22 protein-coding genes are annotated in these 24,217 nt (G+C 65.1%); 7 read left to right on the top strand and 15 right to left on the bottom strand.

Annotated features, from left to right (window positions below; all coding sequences use genetic code 11):
* Positions 1-17: 17 nt before the first annotated feature.
* Entirely contained in the window at positions 18-1,367 is a 1,350-nt protein-coding gene (locus ACXR2W_RS06640; RefSeq protein ID WP_458813423.1) for an MFS transporter, read from the bottom strand.
* 89 nt (positions 1,368-1,456) lie between these two features.
* Between ACXR2W_RS06640 and ACXR2W_RS06645 the strand changes: the two genes are divergently transcribed.
* Positions 1,457-2,368, top strand: coding sequence for a LysR family transcriptional regulator (locus ACXR2W_RS06645; protein ID WP_458813425.1), 912 nt, complete (start codon positions 1,457-1,459; stop codon positions 2,366-2,368).
* Between the two features lie 41 nt (positions 2,369-2,409).
* Here ACXR2W_RS06645 and ACXR2W_RS06650 read toward each other — a convergent pair whose 3' ends face one another.
* Positions 2,410-3,075 (bottom strand): GntR family transcriptional regulator, encoded by a 666-nt coding sequence (locus ACXR2W_RS06650; RefSeq protein ID WP_489948835.1) that lies wholly within the window; start codon positions 3,073-3,075, stop codon positions 2,410-2,412.
* Positions 3,076-3,156: 81 nt separating this feature from the next.
* Between ACXR2W_RS06650 and cuyB the strand changes: the two genes are divergently transcribed.
* Positions 3,157-3,894, top strand: coding sequence for a cysteate racemase (cuyB, locus tag ACXR2W_RS06655; protein WP_458813429.1), 738 nt, complete (start codon positions 3,157-3,159; stop codon positions 3,892-3,894).
* Here cuyB and ACXR2W_RS06660 read toward each other — a convergent pair.
* Together ACXR2W_RS06660 and ACXR2W_RS06665 are read right to left on the bottom strand one after the other, a co-directional pair.
* Complete coding sequence (locus ACXR2W_RS06660) at positions 3,891-5,882, bottom strand: bifunctional copper resistance protein CopD/cytochrome c oxidase assembly protein (protein WP_458813431.1); 1,992 nt, start codon at positions 5,880-5,882, stop codon at positions 3,891-3,893. The two genes, cuyB and ACXR2W_RS06660, sit on opposite strands and share 4 nt — an antisense overlap.
* Positions 5,883-5,978: 96 nt before the next feature.
* Positions 5,979-6,290, bottom strand: a complete 312-nt coding sequence (locus ACXR2W_RS06665) for a DUF2249 domain-containing protein (RefSeq protein ID WP_458813433.1) — start codon at positions 6,288-6,290, stop codon at positions 5,979-5,981.
* Between the two features lie 123 nt (positions 6,291-6,413).
* Here ACXR2W_RS06665 and ACXR2W_RS06670 point away from each other — a divergent pair, with 123 nt between their 5' ends.
* From ACXR2W_RS06670 to ACXR2W_RS06680, 3 genes are read left to right on the top strand one after another with little or no spacing between them, the layout of a single operon-like run.
* A complete protein-coding gene (locus ACXR2W_RS06670; RefSeq protein WP_458813435.1) occupies positions 6,414-7,112 on the top strand; it encodes a helix-turn-helix transcriptional regulator in 699 nt (232 codons plus the stop codon).
* Positions 7,109-8,371: a DUF8744 domain-containing protein gene (locus ACXR2W_RS06675; RefSeq protein ID WP_458813437.1), complete on the top strand. Its 1,263-nt coding sequence runs from the start codon at positions 7,109-7,111 to the stop codon at positions 8,369-8,371. The genes ACXR2W_RS06670 and ACXR2W_RS06675 overlap by 4 nt, the downstream gene beginning before the upstream one ends.
* On the top strand, positions 8,364-11,753 hold the full coding sequence (locus tag ACXR2W_RS06680) for a multicopper oxidase domain-containing protein (RefSeq protein ID WP_458813439.1): 3,390 nt from the start codon (positions 8,364-8,366) through the stop codon (positions 11,751-11,753). The genes ACXR2W_RS06675 and ACXR2W_RS06680 overlap by 8 nt, the downstream gene beginning before the upstream one ends.
* Before the next feature lie 324 nt (positions 11,754-12,077).
* Here ACXR2W_RS06680 and ACXR2W_RS06685 read toward each other — a convergent pair whose 3' ends face one another.
* From ACXR2W_RS06685 to ACXR2W_RS06710, 6 genes are all read right to left on the bottom strand, one after another.
* Positions 12,078-12,356 (bottom strand): HU family DNA-binding protein, encoded by a 279-nt coding sequence (locus tag ACXR2W_RS06685; RefSeq protein ID WP_458813441.1) that lies wholly within the window; start codon positions 12,354-12,356, stop codon positions 12,078-12,080.
* 193 nt (positions 12,357-12,549) lie between these two features.
* Complete coding sequence (locus ACXR2W_RS06690; RefSeq protein WP_458813443.1) at positions 12,550-13,314, bottom strand: SDR family NAD(P)-dependent oxidoreductase; 765 nt, start codon at positions 13,312-13,314, stop codon at positions 12,550-12,552.
* A gap of 27 nt (positions 13,315-13,341) precedes the next feature.
* The gene (locus tag ACXR2W_RS06695; protein ID WP_458813445.1) at positions 13,342-14,757 is read right to left on the bottom strand and encodes an MFS transporter; all 1,416 of its coding nucleotides are present in this window, start codon (positions 14,755-14,757) and stop codon (positions 13,342-13,344) included.
* Positions 14,758-14,801: 44 nt separating this feature from the next.
* Positions 14,802-16,055 carry a M20 family metallopeptidase gene (locus ACXR2W_RS06700; RefSeq protein WP_458813447.1) on the bottom strand — a complete coding sequence of 418 codons (1,254 nt, stop codon included), beginning with the start codon at positions 16,053-16,055 and terminating at the stop codon, positions 14,802-14,804.
* On the bottom strand, positions 16,052-17,311 hold the full coding sequence (locus tag ACXR2W_RS06705) for an aminotransferase-like domain-containing protein (RefSeq protein WP_458813449.1): 1,260 nt from the start codon (positions 17,309-17,311) through the stop codon (positions 16,052-16,054). Before ACXR2W_RS06705 ends, ACXR2W_RS06700 begins: the two co-directional genes overlap by 4 nt.
* Before the next feature lie 5 nt (positions 17,312-17,316).
* The gene (locus ACXR2W_RS06710; RefSeq protein WP_458813451.1) at positions 17,317-18,498 is read right to left on the bottom strand and encodes a M24 family metallopeptidase; all 1,182 of its coding nucleotides are present in this window, start codon (positions 18,496-18,498) and stop codon (positions 17,317-17,319) included.
* Positions 18,499-18,617: 119 nt separating this feature from the next.
* Here ACXR2W_RS06710 and ACXR2W_RS06715 point away from each other — a divergent pair, with 119 nt between their 5' ends.
* Both ACXR2W_RS06715 and ACXR2W_RS06720 read left to right on the top strand, forming a co-directional pair.
* A complete protein-coding gene (locus ACXR2W_RS06715) occupies positions 18,618-19,520 on the top strand; it encodes a LysR family transcriptional regulator (RefSeq protein ID WP_458813453.1) in 903 nt (300 codons plus the stop codon).
* A 24-nt stretch (positions 19,521-19,544) separates the two neighbouring features.
* Entirely contained in the window at positions 19,545-20,228 is a 684-nt protein-coding gene (locus ACXR2W_RS06720; RefSeq protein ID WP_458813455.1) for a GntR family transcriptional regulator, read from the top strand.
* A 155-nt stretch (positions 20,229-20,383) separates the two neighbouring features.
* Here the strand turns inward: ACXR2W_RS06720 and ACXR2W_RS06725 are convergent, their stop codons facing one another.
* From ACXR2W_RS06725 to rpmB, 5 genes are all read right to left on the bottom strand, one after another.
* Positions 20,384-21,889: an NAD-dependent succinate-semialdehyde dehydrogenase gene (locus ACXR2W_RS06725; RefSeq protein WP_458813457.1), complete on the bottom strand. Its 1,506-nt coding sequence runs from the start codon at positions 21,887-21,889 to the stop codon at positions 20,384-20,386.
* Entirely contained in the window at positions 21,886-23,214 is a 1,329-nt protein-coding gene (locus tag ACXR2W_RS06730; protein WP_458813459.1) for an aminotransferase class III-fold pyridoxal phosphate-dependent enzyme, read from the bottom strand. The genes ACXR2W_RS06725 and ACXR2W_RS06730 overlap by 4 nt, the downstream gene beginning before the upstream one ends.
* A gap of 219 nt (positions 23,215-23,433) precedes the next feature.
* Complete coding sequence (gene rpsN, locus ACXR2W_RS06735; RefSeq protein ID WP_458813461.1) at positions 23,434-23,739, bottom strand: 30S ribosomal protein S14; 306 nt, start codon at positions 23,737-23,739, stop codon at positions 23,434-23,436.
* Between the two features lie 2 nt (positions 23,740-23,741).
* Positions 23,742-23,909 carry a 50S ribosomal protein L33 gene (gene rpmG, locus ACXR2W_RS06740; protein WP_017792805.1) on the bottom strand — a complete coding sequence of 56 codons (168 nt, stop codon included), beginning with the start codon at positions 23,907-23,909 and terminating at the stop codon, positions 23,742-23,744.
* A 1-nt stretch (position 23,910) separates the two neighbouring features.
* Positions 23,911-24,147, bottom strand: a complete 237-nt coding sequence (rpmB, locus tag ACXR2W_RS06745; RefSeq protein WP_458813464.1) for a 50S ribosomal protein L28 — start codon at positions 24,145-24,147, stop codon at positions 23,911-23,913.
* Between the last annotated feature and the right edge of the window lie 70 nt (positions 24,148-24,217).

A 24,217-nucleotide genomic window follows, 5' to 3' on the forward strand; every position in this document is an offset into this window, starting at 1 on the left:
TTGGGTCGGACGGCGCTCTAGCCTTCAGTGATGTCCTTACCGTTCGTTTCGGGGAGGGCGAAGAACAGCACCAGGAACGCTGCGGCGCCAATCGCCACGAGATAGTAGGCCGGCGACAGCGGATTACCAGTGATGGCAATAAGTAACGCCGCGATCAGGGGGCCAGGGCCCGCCAGGAGCGCGTAGGCCACGTTATGACCAAGCGCCGAGCCCGTGCTTCGGCTGGACGCTGGAAACACCTCAACGAGCAGCGTCACGCTCATCACCCCGGCCATCGCAACAAAGATTCCCAGCACAGTTAAACCAATGAACACGAGCGCAAAGTTGCCCGTATTGAGCATCATGAAGACTGGGATACCCAGCACTGCAATGCCGCCAGCAGCGGTCAGCACCACGGGCCTTCTGCCGATCGAATCACTAATTCGACCAAAAAGAGGCGTTAGAAACACATACACAACCAGTGACAGGGTGCACGCAAGCAAAGCAGACACGCGTGGCATACCGACAGCCCCCGAGAGATGGTTATTAGCGTAGGTCATGAGGTAGTAAAAACCGACACCAAACAGTGCAGAGAATGCGAGTGAGATACCAAACGCCTTGAGTTTTTCGCTGCGCGGCGCCACCACCATGATCTGCTGTGTGCGGCGTTCCTCTAACTCCTCGAACACCGGAGTATCACCAAGGTTTCGTCGAATGAAGACCGCGACGCCAGCCATCACAATCGATGCAATGAATGGGAGCCTCCACCCCCAACTTTCAAGCGCAGCTGTGGACAACGTGGCGTTCAATACCGCCGCAAGCCCGGTTCCCACCAGGAACGCGATACCGGCCGTCGTCGTGATCAAGCTACCGTGCGTTGCTCGACGGTTGGACGGCGCATTCTCACCAATATACGTGGCCGCGCTAGACCACTCACCGCCAACCATCATTCCCTGGAGGCTTCTCAGAACAACGATCATGATTGGTGCAGCTACGCCGATCGTGGCGTAGGTTGGCACCAGCCCCATTGCCGCTGTGGTGACACCCATGCCCATGACGGTGATCACGAGCACGAGTTTGCGGCCAAATTTATCTCCCAGTGGGCCGAGAATGAGTGCACCGACCGGTCGCGCAACAAATCCGACAGCAAACACTGCGAACGCCGACAGCATTTCGGTGGTTGAATTGCCGGTCGGAAAGAATAGTGCGCCGATCGTGGCAGCGAAGTAGCCGTAGATTGCGAAGTCAAACCACTCCATGAAGTTGCCTACGCCGATGGCGATCTGCCGCTTGCGGAGCTCTTCACGACTCAGTGCTTTCGGTGCGCGTGGGGAAGGCTGATCTTCTCTCATGAGTTGACCGCCGCCCTCTGTCAGGTGCCTATCCATTGGAGTCTCCTTTGGCTCTTTGGAATGCGATAGGTACAGGTTGCCACGCACAACAATGATTTGTAAAACAACTGATTATGATGATGGTCATGAATATTGTTGATTTAAGAAAAATTGACTTGAACCTGTTAGTGGTCTTCCACATCCTCATGCAGGAGCGTCATGTCACGCGCACCGCCAAGAGCCTCCACCTTTCACAGAGCGCGGTGAGTGCAGCGCTCGGACGGCTTCGAGTGCTTCTCGACGATCCGCTTTTTGAACGAGGTCGCGAGGGAATGAACCCGACGGCGCGGGCCTTTGAAATCTCTGGGCAGGTCGCCCTCGCCCTGGGGAGCCTCGCGAAAGCGTTTCACCCAGAGGAGTCATTCAGCCCTCGGTTGTCAAGCCGAACCTTCCATCTCGCCATGTCAGATGACATTGCCTCAGTGATTGGCCCGTGGCTGCTCAAAAAGAGCAACCAGCAACACTGGGGTGTGAAATTCGCGCTCCACCAAACCACCTCACTGCTACATCAAACCGCCCTGAGTTCGGAGCAAATTGATGCGGTGGTCTGCTCAACACCGCACGAAGTTGCGGCCGAGTTCAAAAGCAAACAGCTCTTTGCCGGCTCATACTCCTGTCTCTACTCGACGAGGCACCGCACCAATCGAGGAAACATCAGCGAGGCGGATTTTAGGGCAGCCGACCACATTCGCGTCTCCTTCGACGGCCAGCGTGGCTTTATGGATGATCTGCTCGAAGCATCTGGCATCCATCGCCACGTACCCCTCTCGGTGAGCCACTTCTCCGCAATCCCAGTAATTCTTCACGAGGGGCCAGCCATCGCAACGATCCCAGACTTCGCAGCTGAACAGTTCGCAAAGCACGCAGAACTCGGAGTGTCACCAGTCCCGGTTCCGGTCCCTCGCTTCACCACATCAATCATTTGGCGGGTGGCTTCGGAAGGATCACCCGAAACTCAGTGGCTAATCAACACGCTCAGTGAATTCCCGTCTGCTTGACTCACGTTCCAGTGGGTAATGCGCGAAAATACACGGCCTAGTCAGTCTCGCAAGAAGAGATCCTGAATTTGTCCACCGAGCTCACGCCACTGGTGGGCAGACGATTCAGCAGCCCCAGCGGCGTCACCCTTCGCAATCAGTGCAATTAGGGCCGCGTGGTGGTGCCGGGTGTTAGGCGCCCCCAGCCGAGACGAGAATTTTCTGAACAAAATCCGCTGAATGTGGGGATCGAGCTGGGACAGGACGCGCGCCAGCACGGGGTTCTGGGCGTGCGATCGCAGCACTCTGTGGAACTTCATGTCCGCGCCGAGAATCTCTTGGGCTCCACCAGCACGACTGGCGGCAGTAAATTCCTGGTTCAGCTCCGTGAGATGCTTCAGCTCCGACTCTCCAATATTTGGAACAGCCTGGGCCACTGCAAGACGATCTAGCGACTCAAGCACTTCCAGTGTTCGCGCCACAGATTTCGTTGTCAGGGTCGACACAACAGTGTGCGCGCTCGGCTTCGCATCTGCTAGCCCTAAGCTCACCAATCGATTGACCGCTTCCCGAACTGGCGTTCGAGAAAGCCCCAGTTGCGCAGCAAGTTCGATGTCTCGAATCCGCGAGCCCGGCGCTAGGTCTTCACGCACAATTGCGTCCAGCAATCGCTCGAACGCGACATCGCTCATGCGCTTTCGAGACACGATCTCTAACTGAGGTTCCATCGGCCACAGCTTAGCTGAGATGCGGGCCCTGGAACCGTCGAGCTTGACGCTTACCATACTGGATCCGATATACTGGATGGCATGATGATGCAACGGCGCACCGCAACCCCAACTCCACCCACAGGCCTTGTCGGCGTCATTGGGGGCATGGGCCCCCTTGCAACTGCCGAGTTTTATCGCAAAGTCGTTGCTGCAAGCCCCGCTACCCATGATCAAGACCATGTTCCGCTTCTCATCTGGGGCGATCCCCGAATTCCCGACCGAAGCGATGCTCTTATCAACGGAGGGCCAGACCCCACTGACTGGATTCGTTCGGCTGCGGAACACCTCATCGAGGCTGGCGCACAAAAGCTTGTCGTTCCCTGCAACACCGCACATGCATTCTTGGATCGCGCCCTCAGCGGTCTAAGAATTCCACTGGTCAGCATGGTCGACCAGACAGTGGCAGAAACACACCGACTTCATGGAGATACCGCCACCGTCGCCATCTTGGGGACGGATGGCACAATCGCGTCAGGAATGTACCACACCGCCTTTGCGCACATGGGCGTACGCACAGTCTCCATCGATCCCGCCCTGCAGCAAGAAGTAATGCAGACTATTCGCCTCGTTAAAGCATCACAGCTCGCCGCGGCCAAACTTCAGATCAAGTCAGTCATCTCCGCAATCCGCGACGCTGGAGCGACTGTCGTGATCGCAGCATGCACCGAGCTGCCACTTGCGCTGGAGGCCGAGTACCCAGAGATAAACGTGCTAGATCCGATGGGCCTAACCGCAGCCGAGCTTGTACGCCAGCACTTTCAGCCGACCGCCGCCTAGCGCGCGATCTTCGCGTCGCGCGCGGCCTGCTTCGCGAGCATCTCGTTGTACTCGTTCAATTCGGCCTCACCAGAGCGGTCGGCGTAGCGATCACGCCGCTTCTGCTCTTTGTCGTCACTACGCGCCCACTGCACCGCGACCACGAGTGCGAGTGCGAGCGTCGGCAGCTCGCCGATGCCCCACGCGATACCGCCGCCCATGCTCTGGTCTTCGAGGGGCGGCAACCCCCAGGTTCGACCCATCGCGCCAAACCAGTCGGCCAGCATGAGGCCCTTCTCTGACATGATCGTGACGCCAAAGAAGGCGTGTGACGCCATCGTCGCAAACAGCGTCACGATGCGCAGGGGGAACGGGAACCGGTACGGCACCGGGTCGATGCCCACCATCGACAGCGCAAACAGGTAGCCCGAGATCAAGAAGTGAATGATCATCCACTGATGTCCCAGGTGCTCGACCATCGCCCACCTGAAGATCGGGGTGAAGTAGAACACCCACAGCGAGCCCACAAAGATCACGGCCGCCACCGCGGGGTGCGTGATGAACTTCGAGTACGGCGTGTGCACCATCCACATGATCCACTCGCGAGCGCCCCAAGAGCCGTCGGTACGCTTGTGCGCGGCACGCAGCGCGAGTGTGACGGGCGCGCCCAGCACGAGCACCAGCGGAATCAGCATCGCCAGCGACATGTGCCCGAGCATGTGAATACTAAACACGTAACGCTCGTAGAGGTTGAGCGGGCCGTTGGTCGTGTAGAACAGCATCGCGATGCCCGAGATCCACGCGATCGTGCGCCCGATCGGCCATTTGTCGCCGCGGCGGGCGAGGCGAATCACGCCGGCGACATAGATCGCTACGGCGAACACGCACACGAGTGTCCAGGCGAGGTCGAACTTCCACTCGGTCAAGAACGCCTGGGGCACCGCCTCGGGAGGCAGCGGGTCGCCGGTGAGCCACTCGGCGGGGCCGATGCCTTCGCCGCCCTCGCGCGCGGGTTCGAGCGCAACGGGCGTGGCGGTGCGACCCAGGGCCCCGGCAATGCCGCTCGCCACGCCCATCACGGCGAGCTCGGCGAGCACGAACCAGGCGAAGACGCGGCCCCCGGCACGCTCAGCGGCAATGCGCGGAATCAGGCGTGTACGCTGCCACGCCCCAAACACGCCCAGCACGACGAGCGCGCCCGTCTTCCACATCACGAGCTGCCCGTAGCCCGTGCCTAGGAGCGCGTCGATCGTGCCGATGCGCAGCCAGGCGCTCACGACACCCGACGCGGCGACGCCGATGAACGCGAACAGCGCGAGCGTCGAATACCGCTCGGTGATGACACCGAGCCGCGGCCGGTCGACCGTGCGCGCGACGAACGCGAGCGTGATCAGACCGCCCAGCCAGACCGCGGCGCCCACGAGGTGCACGAGCAGCGAGTTCACGGCCTGCGAGTGCCCCGACGCTCCGGCCGCGTGCCCCTGCTGCGCAATCGGCAGCGTCGTGAGCAGGGCCGCGACGAGCACGACGAGCGTCAGTCTGCGGCCCCGGATCGCGAAGGCCATGACCGTGGTCGCGGCCGCGAGCAGTAACTCGAAGATCCACAGCCGGCCGAGCTCAATCTCGGTGATGAACTGCGCGAGCCCCGCACCGAACGTGGCGTCGCCCGAGAACGGCAGACCCGACACGTCGACGTAGGTGAATACGAGGGCCGCCCCCACGGCAACGGTCAGCACGGCAGCAGCGCCCGCCGCGAGGTCCATCGCGACCCGGTTTTCGTCGCGGTCTGAGGCGAGCGCCCACACGGCCATCACGACCGAGCCGATCAGCACCGCCATTGATACGTTGACGAGCGTGCGCGCGATCGGTAGCCCGTACCGCACCACGGCACCCGGGTCTGCGAGTGCACGCGGCGCCGCCACCTCTCCAATTGAGAGCCCGAGTAGCAAAAACGCGAGGGTCGAGGCGATCAATATGGCGGGGGCAAAGACGCGCAGGTAACGAGGCACGGGGTCAAGCCTACGCGCTGCGGCTGAGCCGAAACGGGGACGGGCCGCGCACAGCGTGTGCTGCGCACGGCCCGATCCGGATCATGGTCAGAACCGCTAGTTCACCCGCACGAACTTGAGCCGCCAGCGCTCGGGGCCGCGGTCGAGGTACTCGACCGAGAAAGCACCGGGGCTGCGCTCCTCGAGCTGCGTCAGCAGCGGCACCGGATCGTGCGTCGCCGAGAACACCACGCCGCGGTTCGCACCGAGGCCATCGAGCACGCCAAACAGCGCCGAGTGGCGCACGGCATGCGGAATCTCTTGCACGTCGAGCTCGGGCAGCTCTTCGTCGTGCCCGCCGCACGCGCAGCCCGAGGTTGTCTGGGCGGCGGCTTCGTCCTTGCTGCGATGAATGTCGATGTGTGCCACGATGCTCCTTCTGTTTGGGGGCGAATGTCGACGACGCGACTGCCGCATCGCGCAGCGCACGCCATCTCACTGCGACCCGCGTGTAGTCGACGGATCACGAATTAGTTTATTACAATTAATCCCGTGGAAAATAGTTTGCCTCCCATCGAGGCCATAAAGCCGCACGCGCCGCGCGTCGCCGCGAACGGGCGCACCCACTCGGCGACCCGCGAAACGCTGCTGCGACTCATCGAGGCCCAGCCCGAGGCCGTCACGATCGCGCAGCTCGCCACGGCGAGCGGCTGCCACGAGAACACGGTGCGCGGGCACGTGCACGCACTGTGGCGTGACGGCTTTCTCGACCGCGAGCTCGCCGAGGCCGCCGGCAAGGGACGCCCGTCGTGGCTCTGGCGCGCGACCGCAGGGTCGTCGGCCCGGGCCGACTCGCCCTACGCCGGCCTCGCGATGGCGCTGGCCGATGGGCTCGCAGCGACGGGCGATGAAGCTCCGGATCGCGCCCGCGCCGTCGGCCTCGCCTGGGGCCGCACGCTCGCCGCCGAGCTGCCCCGAGCGGCCTCGCCAGGCGACGCCCGCCGCACCGTGATCGCCGTGATGCAAGAGCAGGGCTTCGCACCGCGCGCCGACACCTCTGAGGCTCGGGTGCTACTGAAGCGCTGCCCACTCGTCGCGGCGGCGGTGCACCGGCCCGAGATCGTCTGCGCCGTGCACCTGGGCATGGTCGAAGGGGCGCTCGAAGCGATCGGTGCGCGCGACGCGGGCTCAACGCTCACTCCCATGACGGGACCCGGCGAGTGCACCCTCGAGCTGCGGGTGCGCTCATGAGCGGCAAGCGCGGCGCTACCGATGCCACTGCAACGGGGCCCACCAACCTCACCAACGCCACCACCACCGCCCGCAGCACCGGCACCACCCGCACTCGGGTGTCACCCCGCCTGTTCTGGCTGCTGCCCGCGGGCGCCAGCCTCATCATGGGGCTCGACGCGGCGCTGCTGCTGCTCGGGCTGCCCGCCCCCATCACGGCCGCCCGGTTTCCAGAAGTACACGGCATGCTGCTCACCCTCGGGTTCCTGGGCACCCTCATCGCGCTCGAGCGCGCCACGGCGCTGAAGCGCTGGTGGGGGTACCTCGCACCCGCTCTGCTCGGCGCTGGCGGCGTGTTGCTGTTTGTGGACGCGCTGCCCCTCGCCGCGGGCCAGTGGGTGCTCGCCGTGGGCAGCCTCGCGTTCACGATCAACTATCTGCCGCTGTGGCGCAGGCGTTACGACATCCCGCTCATCGTGCAGCTGCTCGGCGCGGCCCTCGCGACGGGCGGCGCGGCGCTGTGGGCGGCGGGCGCGCCCATGAGTTCCGTCGTGCCGTGGCTCATCGGATTCATTGTGCTCACCATCTGCGCTGAGCGCGTCGAACTCGCCGCGATCACCATGGGCGAGCGCGCCGGCACTGTGCTGCTCGCGCATGCGTGGGCAATCGCGCTGACGCTCGCGCTCGGGCTCGCGCTCCCCCACCTCGGCGCGATTGGCCTGGGCGCCGCCACCCTGTCGCTCACCGTGTGGCTCGCGTGGCACGACATCGCCCGCCGCACCATTCGCACCGCAGGAGCGAGCCAGTTCATGGCGGCCTGCATGCTCGCCGGATACTTCTGGCTCGCCGTCGCGGGCGGCACCCTGCTGTTTGGCGCGCCCGTCACGCAGCCGCGCTACGACGCCGTGATCCACGCGGTGCTGCTCGGCTTCGCGCTGTCGATGATCATGGCGCACGCGACCACGATTTTGCCCGCGGTGCTGCACGTGAAGCTGCCGTACCGGCCCTTCATGTGGCTGCCCGCGGCGCTGCTGCACGCGAGCCTCATCGTGCGCATCTGGCTCGGCGACGGGCTCGGCTTCGTGCCTGCCTGGCAGTTCGGCGGCGCGCTCGCGGTCGCCGCGCTCTTGCTGTTCGTCGTGACCGCGCTCGTCTCTGCGCTCAGGGCTGCGCCTTCTGATCCGGATCATCGCCTGCCCACCGTGCCTGCACCCCAGAGCGCGCCTGAGCCCCAGGCCGCGCCCGCCGCCGTACCCGAAGAGGATCAGACACATGCCTAACCTGTCTCGACCCGAGGGGGCGCTGCTTAAGGGGGCGCAGCCCGCAGCACAGCCCGCAGCGCAGCCCCGAGGCCGCGGATTCTGGGTGATGCGCGACCTGCCGACACTCGTGTGGCTCGTGCTGCTCGTCGTCTCGACGATCACGCACCGGTGGCTGCCGGCGGCGAGCTGGCTGATGCTGCACCTGCTGTTCTTGGGTGCGATTACCCACGCGATCCTGGTGTGGAGCCAGCACTTTAGCTACGCGCTCACCCGCAGCAGGCAGTCAACGCGCGACCGCGCCGGGCAGAACGCGCGCCTCATCGTGGCGAACGGGGGCATCGCGCTGGTGCTCGTGGGGGTTCCGCTGGGCGCGTGGCCACTCACCGTCGCGGGCGCTGCGCTGCTGTCGGCGGCCGTCGTGTGGCACGGTGTCAACCTGTGGCGCAGGCTACGCGGGGCGCTGCCCGGCCGGTTCACGAAGTCGCTGCGCTACTACGTGGCGTCGGCCGCCTTCTTGCCATTTGGTGCGGGGCTGGGTGCCTGGCTGGCGGGCCCCGACTCCCCCGGTGGCGGGGTGGTGCTCGCGCACGCGATCACGAACGTGCTCGGCTGGATGGGGCTCACCGTCGCGGGCACCGTGGTCACGCTGTGGCCGACCATGCTGCGCACCCGGGCCGCCGATTCGGCCGCCCGCGACGCCGCCCGCGCCCTGCCCGTGCTGGCTTTGTCGGTCGTGATAGCTGCGCTCGGCGCCGCGTTTGGCGTGGTGCCACTCGTGACGCTCGGCTTCGCGGGGTACGCGGTGGGGCTGCTCATCATCGGTGTCGCCCTGTTTGCGGCTGCCCGCGGAGCTGCCCCGAAGTCATTCGCGACGCTGTCGGTGGGTGCCGCGCTCGTGTGGTGGTTTGCACTGCTCGTGGTGCTGTGCGTGTGGAGCATCGCCGCGTGGGGGGCGTCGGGGGTGGCAGAGGCGTTGTTGGCGCCGGGGGCCGCGCCGGGTTCGGGGGCTGGATCGGGGGCTGGCGCAGCGCTTGCTGAGCTGCGCGCCGCGATCGACTGGGCCGCGCCGTTTCTAGCGGCGGGGTTCGCGGCGCAGGTGCTGCTGGGTGCGCTGAGCTACCTCGTTCCTGTGGTGCTGGGTGGGGGGCCGTCTGCCGTGCGCGCGGGCACCGCCGTGTTCGATGCGGGCGGCACGCTGCGCGTGGCGACCGCCAACACCGCCCTGTTCGTGTGCGCGCTACCCGTGACAAGTCTCATGCGGGTCGCCGCGTCGATGTTGTATCTCGTTGCGATGGCCTCGTTCTTGCCGCTGTTTGTGCGTGCCCTCAAACAGCAGAAGGCGGCGAAGCGCGAGGCGGCAGCCGTCGTCGCGGCACGCACAGAGGGCGGTGCGGGCAGCGGCGCTGGCGGCGGCAAGACCGCGCGGTCTGGGCTTGCGCCGATTCCCGCTTACGCGCCGGCGAGCGAACGCGGCGTGAGCGGCACAAGCGGCGCGGGCAGCGCGGGCAGCGCGGGCAGCGCGGGCAGCGCGGGCAGCGCGGGCAGCGGACTCGCGCCTATTCCCGCACGCGGCGCACTCGTGCCTGAGCGCTCCCACCCCGCTGGCCGGCGCAGCGGGCAAGCGCTCCTCGGGCTCACAGCGGTCGTGCTCGTGACCGCCCTCGCGGGCGCCGCCGACCCGCACGCCCTCGCGTCGCTCACACGGGGCATGCCGGCGATCGGCGCGGGCGGATTCGCGGGCAGCACGGGGCTGGGCGGCACAGGGCTGAGCGGTACAGGGCTGGGAGCCGGCAGTGCGGGCACGGCGGGCTCCGCCGCAAACACCGCCGACGCTCCCGTGCAGACCGTGCGGGTGGAGGCCGCAAACATGCACTTCACGCCCAGCAGCATCGAGGTGCCCCGCGGCACCAGACTCGTCATCGAGCTCACCAACACCGACAAAGAGCAACCGCACGACCTCGTGTTCGAGAACGGCACGGGCGGCGAGCGGCTCGCTCCCGGCGCAAGCGCCACGATCGATGTCGGCGTCATCACCAACGATGTAGCCGGATGGTGCTCGATCATCGGCCACCGCCAGATGGGCATGACGCTCGACATCATTGCGACGGGCGACGCCCCTGCCGGCGACGCCACGGCGGCCAGCGGCGCAGCAAACGCGGGCGCAGCTAACGCGGGCACGGCGGCGAACGGCACGGGCACAGCCGGATCCGGCGCGCACGACATGAGCGGCATGGGCGACATGAGCGGCATGCACGGTTCGGCAACCGACGGTGGGGCCAGCGCGGCGGGTGCCGCGAGCTCTGGCGCCGCGAGTCTCGTCGACCTCATGGAGGGTGACCTGGGGCGCAAGTTCAAGGCGCGCGACGCGGCGCTCAAGCCGCTGCCCGCGCGCGACAGCGAGGACGCAGCGGCGCAGCCCGTCACGCACCGAGTGACGCTGCCCGTGAGCGAGCTCGCGCTACCCGTAGCGCCCGGAAAGAAGGGGCCGGTGTTACAGCAACTGTGGACTTTCGGCGGCTCCGCCCCCGGGCCCGTGCTGCACGGACGCGTCGGCGACACCTTCGAGGTGACCCTCATCAACGACGGCACGATCGGGCACTCGATCGACTTTCACGCGGGCGCCCTCGCGCCCGACAAGCCGATGCGCACGATCGCTCCGGGCGAGAAGCTGACCTACACGTTCACCGCGACCCGCTCGGGCATCTGGATGTATCACTGCTCAACCATGCCCATGTCTGCGCATATCGCAAACGGCATGTTTGGCGCGGTGATCATCGAGCCCGACGATCTGCCCGCGGTCGACCGCAGCTACGTGCTCGTGCAGTCTGAGTACTATCTGGGCGGCTCGGGGGTCGCGGGCTCGGGCGCTGCAGGCTCGGCTGTCGAAGGCTCGGGCGAGGCTCGATCCGGATCAAAGGGCCGCGCGGGCTCGAACGGTGCCGCAGCGGGCAGCGCGCCGGGCAGCGCAGCAGGCAGCGCAGCAGGCAGCGCAGCGGGCAGCGCAGCGGGCAGCGCGAGCGGACCGGGCGAGGTTGACGTCGACAAGATCGCCGCCGAGCGGCCCGACCTCGTCGTGTTTAACGGGGTAGCAAGCCAGTACGCCCGGTCGCCGCTCACCGCGAAGGTGGGCGAGCGGGTGCGCGTATGGCTGCTCGATGCGGGGCCCAACCGGGCGTCGAGCTTTCACGTGATCGGCGGGCAGTTCGACACCGTGTGGAGCGAGGGGCGGTTCTTGATTAACCGAGCGACCGACACGGGCTCGCAGGCGCTCGCGCTGCAGCCCGCGCAGGGCGGATACGTCGAGCTCGTCTTCCCTGAAGCGGGTAACTACCCCTTCGTGTCACACCTGATGGTCGACGCCGAGCGGGGCGCGAACGGCGTGTTTCGCGTGACGGAGTAGTGCGCGTGGCCGGCGCGCCCAGTGTGTGGGGCGCCGGCTCGCAGGCCCCGTTACCTGCCCTGCCCGCGACGAGACGGCACGAGACGCGACGCCCCGCGACGAGACGGCATCGAAATGACGAGCAGGCACGGGAAAAACGTCATTTCGATGCCGACTCGTCATTTCGATGCCGACTGGTCCTCTCAAGCAGCACAGCGCCCCCACGGCACAGCGCTCGCACAGCACAGCGCCCCCACAGCACAGCGCCCACACAGCACAGCGCCCGCACAGCACAGCGCCCCCTGTCTCAAACGAGAGCAGGGGGCGCGGTAACCGATCGTGAAATTACTTCACGGCAGCCTTGAGCTTCGAACCAACCGAAACCTTGACGCGCTTGCCAGCGGCGATCTCGATGGTGTCGCCGGTGCGGGGGTTGCGGCCCGTGCGAGCGGCGGTGGTGGCCGACTCGAACGACAGCCAGCCGGGGATCGAAACCTTCTCGCCAGCGGCGACGGTCTCTGAGACGGCGGTGAAGAAACCGTCGATCACGCTGGAAACCGCGGCCTGGCTCTGGCCGGTCTCTGCGGCGATCTTGGCTACGAGCTCGGTCTTGTTGAGTGCCATGTTGTGTCCTTCCATGGGCGGTGGCGCGTCGTGCGCCGGCCCCTGATCTGGTTCAGGTTTTCCGTCAAGTCGACGGATCCGATCGGTTGATCGCTACGAATCTACCCTAATTTGGCGGAATGATGCGGATTTTCACGAAGATTCGCGGCAAGCCTTACGAAAATACGCCACCCGAGAACACCGCGGCGTTGCATTACTGTGCGAGATACCCGCCATCGACGGGAATTGAGACGCCCGTAAGGTACTCGGCCTCGGCCGACGCGAGAAACGCGACCGTCGCCGCGACGTCTTGGGGCTGGGCGATGCGGCGCAGTGGAATCGCGGCGGCCACGCGTGCGGCGGTAGCTGCTGGGTCGTCTTCGCCCGCGATCCACTCTTCATAGAGTGGGGTGGCGGTCATGCCCGGGGCGACAGCGTTGACGCGTATCCCATACTGGGCGAGGTCGATCGCGGCGGCCTTCGTGAACGCGAGCATCGCGCCCTTACTCGCGCTGTAAATACCCATCGTGGGCACACCGATGCTCGCCAGCCGCGAGGTAACGTTGATGATCGCACCGCCGTCGCCCTGCTCACGCATCACCCGTGCTGCGGCAATGAGCATGTTCATCGCCCCAAACGTGTTCGTTTCGAACGTGTCGCGAATCTCTTGATCGGTCACTTCGAGCAGGTCGTTCGTGTGGTCGATCGCCGCGTTGTTGACGAGCACGTCGATGCGGCCGAAGTGCTGCTTCGCCGCCTCGATCACGCTTGTGATGCCTTCGCTGGTGTTGAGGTCTGCCGCCACGAACCGAGCGGCGTCACCGAGTTCGCTGACGACTCGCTCGCCGCGTTCTACTGACCGCCCAGTAACGAGCACCCGCATTCCCTGTGCGACGAGGCGCTGCGCGATCGTCACGCCGATGCCCGAGGTGCCGCCCGTCACAATCGCGACCGCGCCGGTGTTCGATGTGTGTGTCATGTTTTAGTTTCCCTTCGCCCAACCACGCTAGTTTCGCTTGCCACCAATGAGTGTCTCACCCGCTGCGCGGCGCGCGTCATCATCACTGCCTGGCACGCCGTTGCCCCGCAGTGAGCGCCCCGCGGTCTCCTTGAATGTGAGAATCGAAATTAGGCCGATCACCCCCGCCCCGACCAGGTACCACCCTGGCACGAGCACGTTACCGGTGACATCGATCAGGTACTCGTTGACGGCACCCGCCGTGCCACCAAACAGCGCGGTCGAGATGTTGTACCCGATCGCGAAGCCCGAGTAGCGCACCGCGGTCGGAAACAGCGCGGGCATGGTGGCCGAAATGTTCGAAATGATCATCACCAAGAACAGGCCGAGCATGCCGATTCCCGCCAGCTGCGTCCAAATGCTGTCAATCTGAATCAGCATCACGGCGGGCACCGACAGGAAGATGAACCCGAGGCTCGCCGTAACCAAGAGCGGCTTGCGGCCGATCCGGTCAGACAGCGCACCGAACGGCACAATCACCGCGACCATCACGAGCTGAATAATGACGAGCGAGAACGTCGACTCGGCCGCACCGTGTCCGAGCGTCACCGACAGGTAACTCGGCATGTAGGTGAGCACGAGGTAGAACGCGACGTTGATGAGCACCACAAACCCCATCAGTTTGAAGATCTGTGCCGGGTAGTCCTTCAGCAGCCGCCGCAGCGCGCCCGTCGCCGACGGCGCCCCGCCCTGCAACTTGATCTGATCGGTGAACGTCTCGGGTTCTTCGACGTGACGGCGCATCCACAGCGCGATCAGGCCGAGCGGCAGGGTGAGCGCGAACGGTAGCCGCCACCAGCCACCCATCATGGCGTCTTCCCCTACTGCGAGCGTGAGGCCAGTGCACAGCACGGCGGCACCCGAGAAGCCCACGAGCGTGCCGAACTCGAGGAACGACCCATAGAACCCTCGTCTATTATCGGGTGCATGCTCGGCCATAAATACAGCGGCGCCCGCATACTCGCCTCCGGCTGAGAAGCCCTGCACCATGCGCAAGAACACGAGTAACAGCGGCGCCCACATGCCCGCGACCTCGTAGGTGGGCAAGAGCGCAATCGCGGCCGTCGAGAGACTAATCAGCGCGATCGTGAACATGAGTACGGCGCGGCGCCCCACCCGGTCACCCAGCGGCCCGAGGATGATGCCACCGAGCGGCCGCACCAGAAACGACACCGCAAATGTGGCGAGCGCGAGAATGCGCGGCCATGCGCTATCGGGGTCGCCCCCGAAGTCGAAGAACAGCGGTGCAATGTACACGACTAGGTAGCCATACACTCCGTAGTCAAACCACTCGATCGCGTTGCCCACGGCAGACCCCGCCACCGATTTGCGCGTCTGGCTGCGCTGCAACGGAGTGAGGTCGATGTCCCGCGTGATCGGCGGGAGATTGGTTGTGTGTGACATGATGTTTCCTCTCTGTGGGCGGCCGCCATTGGCTGCCCACCGAATTAGGTGATGGTGTCCCCCACCATGCGCAGCACGATGCGCGCATAGGCTTGTGCGGCCCGGGTGAGGTCGTCGACTTCGACGCGCTCATCGGGCTGGTGGGCCTGGGTATTAATGTCACCCGGCCCCAAGATGATCGTGGAGCAGCCGTGATGGGCGGCGATGTAGCCGCCCTCACAGGCCGCGCTCCACCCGGTCACGCGCGCCGCGACCGCGACCGCTGCAAGCGCGCTCGTGGCCGCGTGCACGAGCGGCGACTCCGGATCAGTACGAAACCCGGGCATCATCATGTCGACCGCGCCCGTCAGTTCAACACGGTCGTGTCCGTCGAAGGCGGTGCGGGTGATGTCTGCGCGCGCGTCGTCGAGCAGCGCCGCCAAGATTTCGTGCGGGTCTTCGCCGGGCATGGTGCGGCGGTCGACAGTGACGGTGCAGACGCGGGGCACCATGGAGGTGCCGCTGCCGCCCGCGATGGTGCCGACGTTCCAGGTGGGCGCGCCGAGCAGGCCGTCGTGCGGTCCCGCTTGTGCTCTCCCGTGCAGCTCGCGCACGGTTTCGACGACGCGGCTGGCGGCATAGATCGCGCTGACCCCGTCGGCGGGGCGCCCGGCGTGCGCCGACGCGCCCACCGCTTCGATGCGCAGGTTGCTCGCGCCACGGCACCCGATCACCACGTCGAGGTTGGTGGGCTCTGCGACAATGCACGCGAGGTAGGGGCGCGCGGGCTCGCTTGCGAGCGCGAGCTGCACTCCCCGCGAGCGGTCCTCTTCATCAACGGTGCACAGTAGTTCGAGCCGCAGGTCGGGCCGCTCTCGCGCGAGCGCACTGCAGGCCGCAATCACGGCCGCGAGCCCGCCCTTCATGTCGGTGGCTCCGCGCCCGATGATCGCGCCGGATCCGCCCCCGCTCACATCCATGCGCGGCTCGAAGGGATCCCCGGTCCATCCCTCGCCCGCCGGCACTACGTCGCTGTGGCCCAGAAACAGGACGGCCGGGCCGCCCGCTGGACCCCACACCGCCTTGAGGTTTGGGCGATCCGGAGCGAGCTCTTGCTGCGTGACCGTCGCTCCCTCGCGGGTGAGGATCGCAGCGAGGCGGCGCACGGTCTCGCCCTCGGTGCCGCCGGGATTCTCGCCGCGGCCCCTGATCAGGTCGCAGGTATCGGCCGTGATCTGATCGGTGTTGATGAGCGCGTCTAGGCGGGCCTCGATGCCCTCATCTGAAGAGGCGGCAATGTGCACGCGGGTGTTGGTCATACGTCGCTCCCGCCGTGGTCAGCGGCATGGCCGAGGGTCACAGCGAGCCTGCGTACGCCCTCGTCGATGCGCTCGGGTGTGGAGGTGGCGAAGCACACGCGTAGAGCGTTGCGCATGCTCGCGTCGACTGTGAACGCGGGGCCGGGAATGTAGGCGACGCCGGCTGCGAGCGCGGCGGTGAACAGTTTCTCGGTGTCGATGCCACCGAATTCGCCCTGCAGGGTAAGCCACAGAAAGAAGCCCCCCTCGGGGTCGGTGCTTTGCACGCGATCACCCAGGTGTGTGGTGAGTGCGCGCTGCATCGCCGCCTTACGGTCGCGGTAGATCGGCAGCAGGTGGTCGACGTGTTCACGAAACTTACCACGCGCCAAGTAGTCGGCGACCGCGATCTGGGTGGGCATGTTCGAGCAGGTGTCCATCGCTTGCTTCGCGTTCACCGCTACCCGACGAATCTCTGGGTCAACGTCGATCCAGCCGGTGCGCAGGCCGGGCGCGATGGTCTTTGAGAACGTGCGCACCTGGAAGATGAGCGGGTGACCGGGCGCGATCTCGGCCAGGCCGGGCACGTGTTCACCGGCGAACCGCAATACACCGTAGGGGTCGTCTTCGAGGATGATGCTGCCCCACTGTTCGGCGAGCTCAATAAGCAGTTCTCGCCGGGCGCGGCTGAGCGTCACCCCGCGGGGGTTTTGAAAGTTGGGGATCGTGTAAATCAAACGCGGCGTGCGGCCCGCACGGCGCACGAGTTCGGGCAGCGCCTCAACCACGAGCCCTTCGCTGTCAGTGGGAGCGGCAATCACCTCTGCGCCGTAGCTGAGCGCCGTCGCGTACCCGTTCGTGTAAGTGGGGGCCTCGATGATGACGAGGTCGCCGGGGTCGACACACAGTTTGAAGGCAAGGTCGAGGCCCTGCATACCGCCCGTCGTCACGAGCAGGCGGTCATCACTCGTGGGCGCACCCGCGTCTGCGGCGAGCCTGAGGATTTCTTCGCGCAGCGCCGGGGCGCCCTCAGACTCGCCATAGTCGAAGCGGCCCGTGCTCGCCCGCCCGAACGATTCGTTGAGGTCGGCTACAGGAATCAGGTCTTCGCCCGGCGCCCCCATCGCGAACCGCACGATGTCGTGTTCTTGCTCGGCCAGGATCCCGGTGGACGCGTCGATGATGGAGCCGATGAGCCGCTCGCTGCGCTGCGCGAGGCGCGGCCGGTGCTGGGTGCGGGTCTGCTGCTGCTCGTCTGCACGCTGAGCTGTCGTCACGGTATCTAACCTTTCTTCACGATGAGTTGGCGGGGTACGTCGGTAAAACACTCGACGCCGTCAGTTGAGACCCGTACGGACTCCGACGCTTCGAAGCCGTAGCCGGTCATCCACATGCCCGCGATCACGTGAAACGTCATATTTTCTTGGAGTTCAGTGTGGTCGTCGGCCCGCAGACTCACGGTGTGCTCGCCCCAGTCGGGCGGAAACCCTATGCCGATGGAGTAGCCAAGTCGCGACCGCTTTTCGTACCCGTTGCGTTTGAGTACCTCATCCCACCGCGCGACCGCCGCGGCTGGTGTCGTGCCCGGTTTGAGGGCGTCGAGTACCGTATTAAGTCCTTCGATGGTGACCTGAGCGAGCCGGTCGAGTTCAGCGGTCGGTTGGCCCAGCGAAACGGTTCGTGCCAGCGGCGCGTGGTAGCGCTTGTGTACGCCTGCGAGCTCAATAGAGACGGCCTCGCGCGCGGTGACCGGCTCTGCAGTCCAGGTGAGGTGAGGCGTATCAGCGCCTTCCCCGCGCGGAAACATGGGCACGATCGCGGGGTAGTCACCGTCGACGCCGTCGGCGCCTCGGGCCTGGGCTGCCATTACCTCTGCCGCCACTTCGTTGAGCGGTCTGCCCGCCGCGAGCGACGCTACCGCCTGGTTCATGGCGCCCGTACACACCCGGCCAGCGGCACGCATGAGGTCGATTTCGTAGTCTGATTTCACAACACGCACCCAGTTCACGAGCTCGTTCGAGTCGACGAGCAGCCATTCAGGCAGGCTGAGTTGCAGTGCGAGAAAAGCGCGCACGCTGAAGAAGTGGGCATCGCCCTCGTACCCGATGCGCAGGGGTTTGCCGTAGCCGCGGGCGCGCAGCTGCTCGCCCACCCATGTCATGGGGTGACGGTCTGACTGGTGCACATAGGTCTCTGGGTATGCGAGCACGTCGTCAGCAAAGCGCACGGCCGTGCGGTGCGCACCCTGCGCGTCCATTTCGCGCATGGCGAGTATCGGTTCGCCCGCAACAGGCACGAATAGCAATTGCGGCATATAGAACGACCAGGCGTTGTAGCCGGTGAGGTAGTAGATGTTGGCAGGATCCGCCACGATGAGCCCGTCGAGACCGGCCGTTTCCATGCGTTGCTGTACCGCCGTGACTCTGCGGTCAACCTCGGCTCCCAGCAGCTCCTGCGCGTTCATCTTCACTCCTTTAACCCACCTCGTTGTGTCGGTATCCTCACTGTAGAACTCGATACTGTTTACTTCTAGCCCCAAATCGCGAACAATACCGTTAACGAGAACTGAAGGATTGGAGTGCCGTGCTCGACGTACGCAAACTCACGCTGCTGCGCGAAGTATCGCTGCGCGGCGGCGTCACAGCGGCCGCCACGGCCCTCAATATCAGCCCCTCGGCCGTTTCACAGCAGCTCGCACGACTCGAAGCCGAAACAGGTGTGCCCCTCACTGTGGCACTCGGTCGCGGGATCCAGCTCACCCCGGCGGCGCACGAACTCGTGGCTCACACCGAGGAGGTGCTCGCCGCGCTCGAGACGGCCGAGGCTGCGCTCACGCGGGCGCGCGAAGGCCTTAGCGGCACCGTGCGCATTGCAGCGTTCCACACGTTCTCAATCGCAGCCCTCGGCGAGAGCGTGCGAGCGCTCACGCGTATGGCACCGGGGCTCGAGGTTGAGTTTGTCGAGCTTGACCCTGAGCAGGCCGTCACTGAACTCTTAGCCCGACGAGCCGATATTGCCCTCGTCGACGAGTATGCAGGGTTTCCGCTGCCGCCTACCCGCGGCATCGTACGTTCGCTGGTAATGCACGAGAAACTCGTCGCTTATCTCCCGCATGCAGGCGCCAACCCAGCTCAGGTGCCGTGGGCGGCAGAGCCCACCAGCAGCGACTCATTCAGTTGGATGCGTGCTGTGTGCCGCAGCGCGGGATTTGAGCCAACAGTACGATTCGTCTCCTCTGACTTTCACGTGCACCGGTTACTCGTTGAGCAGGGGCTCGCAGCAGCATTTCTGCCGCACTCGGTAACGGCCAACCTCGACCCGTCACTCGTAATCGACCTGGGCGCGGGCGAGGTGCTTGAGCGTGCCCTGTATACGCTCGTGCGGCGCGGGACCGAACGCTCCCCCGTTATAGCGGCCTGTCAATCCGCCATCGCCGAAGCAACAGTGGGGCCCATCACCGAGTCGCGTCAGGTTGTAGGACAATAATTTCGTTCCTGGTAACCTGCCACTATGACGCATCCGCTCGATGAACCACTCCACCGAAAGAGCGCGGCCGAACTCGTTTCAGACCGTCTCATGCAGCTCATCGTGGCGGGCGTGCTCGAGGCGGGTGAGCCCCTTCGTGAGACACAGCTCGCCGAGCGACTCGGCATCTCGCGCAACTCGCTACGTGAGGGGATCCGGCTCCTTGAGCGCAGTCGCCTCGTGAAGTACGAGATGCACCGCGGGGCGATTGTGAGCGATCCCTCACTGGCAGATCTCGACGACCTTTACCGCACCAGACGGCACCTTGAGACAGCAGCGGTTCGCGCGGTACCAACCGAGGGTGGCCTCAACCAACTACGTCGAGCGTGGGAGCACCTTGAGGCGTCGACGAGCGTGCCCGCAGCCGAGCCAATTGTGGCGGCGGATCTCGCGCTGCACCAGGCGATCGTGGGGCTGTTGGACTCTGAGCGCATCTCGGCGTTCTACGCGTCGATCTGCAAGGAGCTGGTGTTTTACTTCTCGGTGCTCTCGCACGCAGACGAAGAATACCGGTACCCGCAAACACCCATCGTTGAACGGCACCGCGAGATCGTCGAGGCGATCCTCGAGCGGCGCGTGGCCGATGCCGAGCGGCTCACACTGCAACACATTGACGAGAACCAGGCTCGCCTCACCGACATTCTGCGCGCGCGAGCCGCGGCCGCGTAGCGTTCGGCTGCGCCAGCGCGCGGCGAAAGTAAAATATGCGCGACTACTTCCGTTTAAAACTGACCCAGAAACGGAAGTAGTCGCGCATATTTTTTGTACACGGGGGCTGGTCGCCGACGATTGACCCGAATCAGGCCCGCCTTGCACGCACGCAACTAACTCGTGGCACGGCGCGCGATGTTGTAGAAGCGCACCTCTTGGTACTCTTCGAGACCTTCACCGCTACCCTCGCGGCCAAGGCCCGACTGTTTCACTCCCCCAAACGGCGCGGCCACGTTTGACGGCACACCGTTATTGATACCGACGAGGCCCGTCTCGAGTGCGTCTGCGACGTTCAGCGCGCGATCCAGGTTCTCGGTGAACACGTACCCGGCAAGCCCAAACGGGGTGTCGTTGGCTCGCTCGATCACTTCTGCTTCACTGCTGAATCGGCTGATCGCTGCGATCGGGCCGAAGATCTCTGTCGTAGCGATCTCGGCGTCTGCGGGGACACGGTCGAGCACTGTGCCCTCGAAGAAATAGCCCGCGCCAGCGGGTGCGCGACCGCCCACGCGAAGCTCGGCCCCGTGTGCCGTCGCGTCTTCGACGAGACCCGAGAGTCGATCGACCGCCCGCCTGTCAACCATCGGGCCCAAGTCTGCGCCGTCGGCGATCGCATTACCGAGCCGCACGTTGCGCATCTTTTCGCTGAATGCCTCGACGAAGGCGTCGGCGATGCCGTCTTGCACGAAGATGCGGTTCGCAGCCACGCACGACTGACCGCCGTTACGCAGCTTCGCGAGCATCGCCCCGTCGACGGCGCGCTCGAGATCCGCGTCATCAAACACGATGAGCGGGGCATTGCCGCCCAGCTCCATTGAACTCTTGACGATATTTTTGGCCGCCAGCTGCATCAGCGTGCTGCCCACTCCGGTTGATCCGGTGAATGACACTTTGCGCACCCGGGGGTCGCTCAGCACCGCCTCACTGAACCCGGCCGAGTCACGGGTCGTGACGACCCGCATGAGCTCGCGCGGCACACCTGCCTCGGCCATCAACTCCACGGTGAGCAGGGTGGTGAGCGGGGTGAGGCCCGCGGGCTTGATCACAGAGCCGCAGCCCGCCGCGAGCGCAGGCGCGATCTTCCGCGTGATCATTGCCATCGGAAAGTTCCACGGTGCGATCAGCACCGCGGTGCCCACGGGCGCCCGCCGGGTGAGGATCAGTGATCCGCCCGCGGGGTTCTCGCGGTAGCCGCCCGACGGCCGCAGCAGCTCGTCGGCGTACCACCGCACATAGTCGGCGGCGTACTGCACCTCGCCCAGCGCTTCGGGCAGCGTCTTGCCCATCTCGCGGCTGATGACGTAGGCGAGCCGGTCGCGGTTAGAAAGCAGCACTTCGTATACGTTGCGCAGCGTGTCTGAGCGGTGACGCGGTGTCGTTTTCGCCCAGGCCTTGCCCGCCTCGTCTGCGATGGTCAGCTCTTCGATGGCCTGCGCGGGCGTGAGGCTCGGCAGCGTCGCGATGCGCTGCTCGGTCGACGGATCGAGCACGGCAAACTCAGCATCACGCGGATCGTGATTTGCGTGCGCGGGCAGGCTCGCGAGCGCCGCATGTGAGGCGTCGAGCCGTGACGGGGTGGGCTGCGCGATGGTCGCTGTCGCGGTACTTGCGGCGGTCACGCCGTTGCCTCTTCGAACGCCTTGTGCAAGAGGTGCAGCGCCTCGTCGACAAGGTCAAACGAGATGTTGATCGCGGGGAGCAGACGCAGCACATGGCCGTCGCTTCCCCCGCCAAGAACGAGGAGACCGCGGGAGGCAGCGGCTGCGCTCACCCTCTTATAGAGTTCGGCGTTTGGCGAACCGCTGGCGCTCACGAGCTCAATACCGTGCAGTGCGCCCATGCCGCGCACGTCGCCAATCTCAGCGAACTTCTGCTGCAGCGCACGCAGGCCCGATTGAATGCGCTCGCCCACCTCGGCGGTGTGCTCCATCGTTCCGGGCGTTTCAAGCTGATCGATCACCTGCACGGCCGCCGCGCAAGCGACCGGGTTGCCGCTGAACGTGCCACTTAGGCCGCCAGGCAGCATACCGTCCATGATCTCGGCCCTACCGGTAACGGCCGAGAGCGGAAAGCCCGAACCGATCGCCTTTGCTGTCACGACGAGGTCGGGCACAAACCCGAAGTGCTCGCTGGCAAACAGTTTGCCAGTGCGCCCGAGGCCCGTCTGAATCTCATCGGCGACGACCACGATGCCGTTGTCACGGCACCACGCCTGCAGTGTTTCAAGGTAGCCCTCTGCCGGGACGATGATGCCGCCCTCACCCTGAATCGGTTCGATGAGTAGGCAAGCCAGGTTCTCTGCTCCCGAGATTTTCTCGAGGTGTGCGATCGCCGCCCTTGCCGCGGCAACACCGTCCGCGCCGTCCCTAAATGGGTACGAGTTCGCGGCGCGGTAGATCTCGCCGGGGCGTGGCCCTGCGCCCGAGGCGTAGGGCACCGCCTTGTAGTTGAGGCCAAGGGTGAGGCTTGTGCGCCCATGGTACGCGTGATCAACCACGGCGATTCCGTTGCGACGGGTGTAGGCGCGAGCAATCTTCATCGCATTTTCGATGGCTTCGGCTCCGGTCGAGCTGAGCACAGTTTTCTTCGCGAAGTCACCGGGGGTGATGGCGTTGAGCCGCTTTGAAACTTCGACGTAACCCTCGTATGGCGTCACGGAGAACAACGTGTGTGTGAACTTGTGAGCTTGCTCGACCGCGGCGTTGATCGCAAGCTCGTTGGCGTGGCCGAGCGAGGTGACCCCGATACCCGAACCGAAGTCAATGAACTCATTGCCATCTACGTCCGTGAGCACTGAGCCGTTTGCCGACGCGATATATACAGGCAGCGCTGGCGCCACGGCATCAGACACATGGGCGGCTTTTTGTGCGGTGAGCTCGCGCGAGCGCGGGCCGGGCACCTCGGTTTTTGCGCGCACGGGGAAAGCGGTAGCTGTGGCGGTCATGGTTCACTCCTTGTCTCCATTAACAGGCTTTAGTTGAACTGTACCATTGTCCTACAATTATTTCACGCAAGATTTTGTCTTCCCTCTTTCCCCGACCCTTGCCCGCGCGCTTCGGTGCGGGCGGGCGGGCGGGCGGGCGTACCCGAACACAGAACCCGCGGGCAAACAAAAAGCGGGCGCGGATCTGAAAAGATCCACGCCCGCCTTTAAAGCTCGTGCTTACCAGCTCGACTTGGTGATGCCGGGCAGCTCGCCACGGTGTGCCATGTCACGGAAGCGAACACGCGAAACGCCGTACTTCGACAGCACGCCACGGGGGCGGCCATCGATGACGTCGCGGCTGCGCACGCGCACCGGCGATGCGTTGCGGGGCAGCTTCTGGAGGCCAACGCGTGCGGCCTCGCGGCTCTCGTCGGTCCCGTTGGGATCGATGAGGGCCTTCTTCAGCTCGAGGCGCTTCGCGGCGTAACGCTCAACGATGACCTGACGCTGCTTGTTCTTCGCAATCATGCTCTTCTTAGCCATGTTTAGCGCTCCTCTCGGAAATCTACGTGCTTGCGCACAACCGGATCGTACTTCTTGAGCACGAGGCGGTCGGGTGTGTTACGACGGTTCTTGCGGGTCACGTAAGTGAACCCGGTGCCAGCCGTCGACTTGAGCTTGATGATCGGACGTACGTCCTTATCCTTAGCCATATTAGAACTTCACCCCACGCTTCTGAAGGTCAGCAATAACCGACTCGATGCCACGGGCATCGATCACCTTGATGCCCTTAACCGACAGGGTGAGCGTCACCTTGCGGCCGAGTGAAGGCACGAAGTAGGTCTTCTTCTGGATGTTCGGATCGAACCGACGCTTGGTGCGACGGTGCGAGTGTGAAATGTTGTGACCAAAGCCGGGAACGGCGCCGGTCACCTGGCACACTGCTGCCATGGTGTTTCCTCTCATACCGTGAGACCGGACGGCCTCACCCAAGATTTCTTGTCTGCCAGAGCGCCCGGGC

This window comes from Leucobacter faecis, from assembly GCF_054456695.2.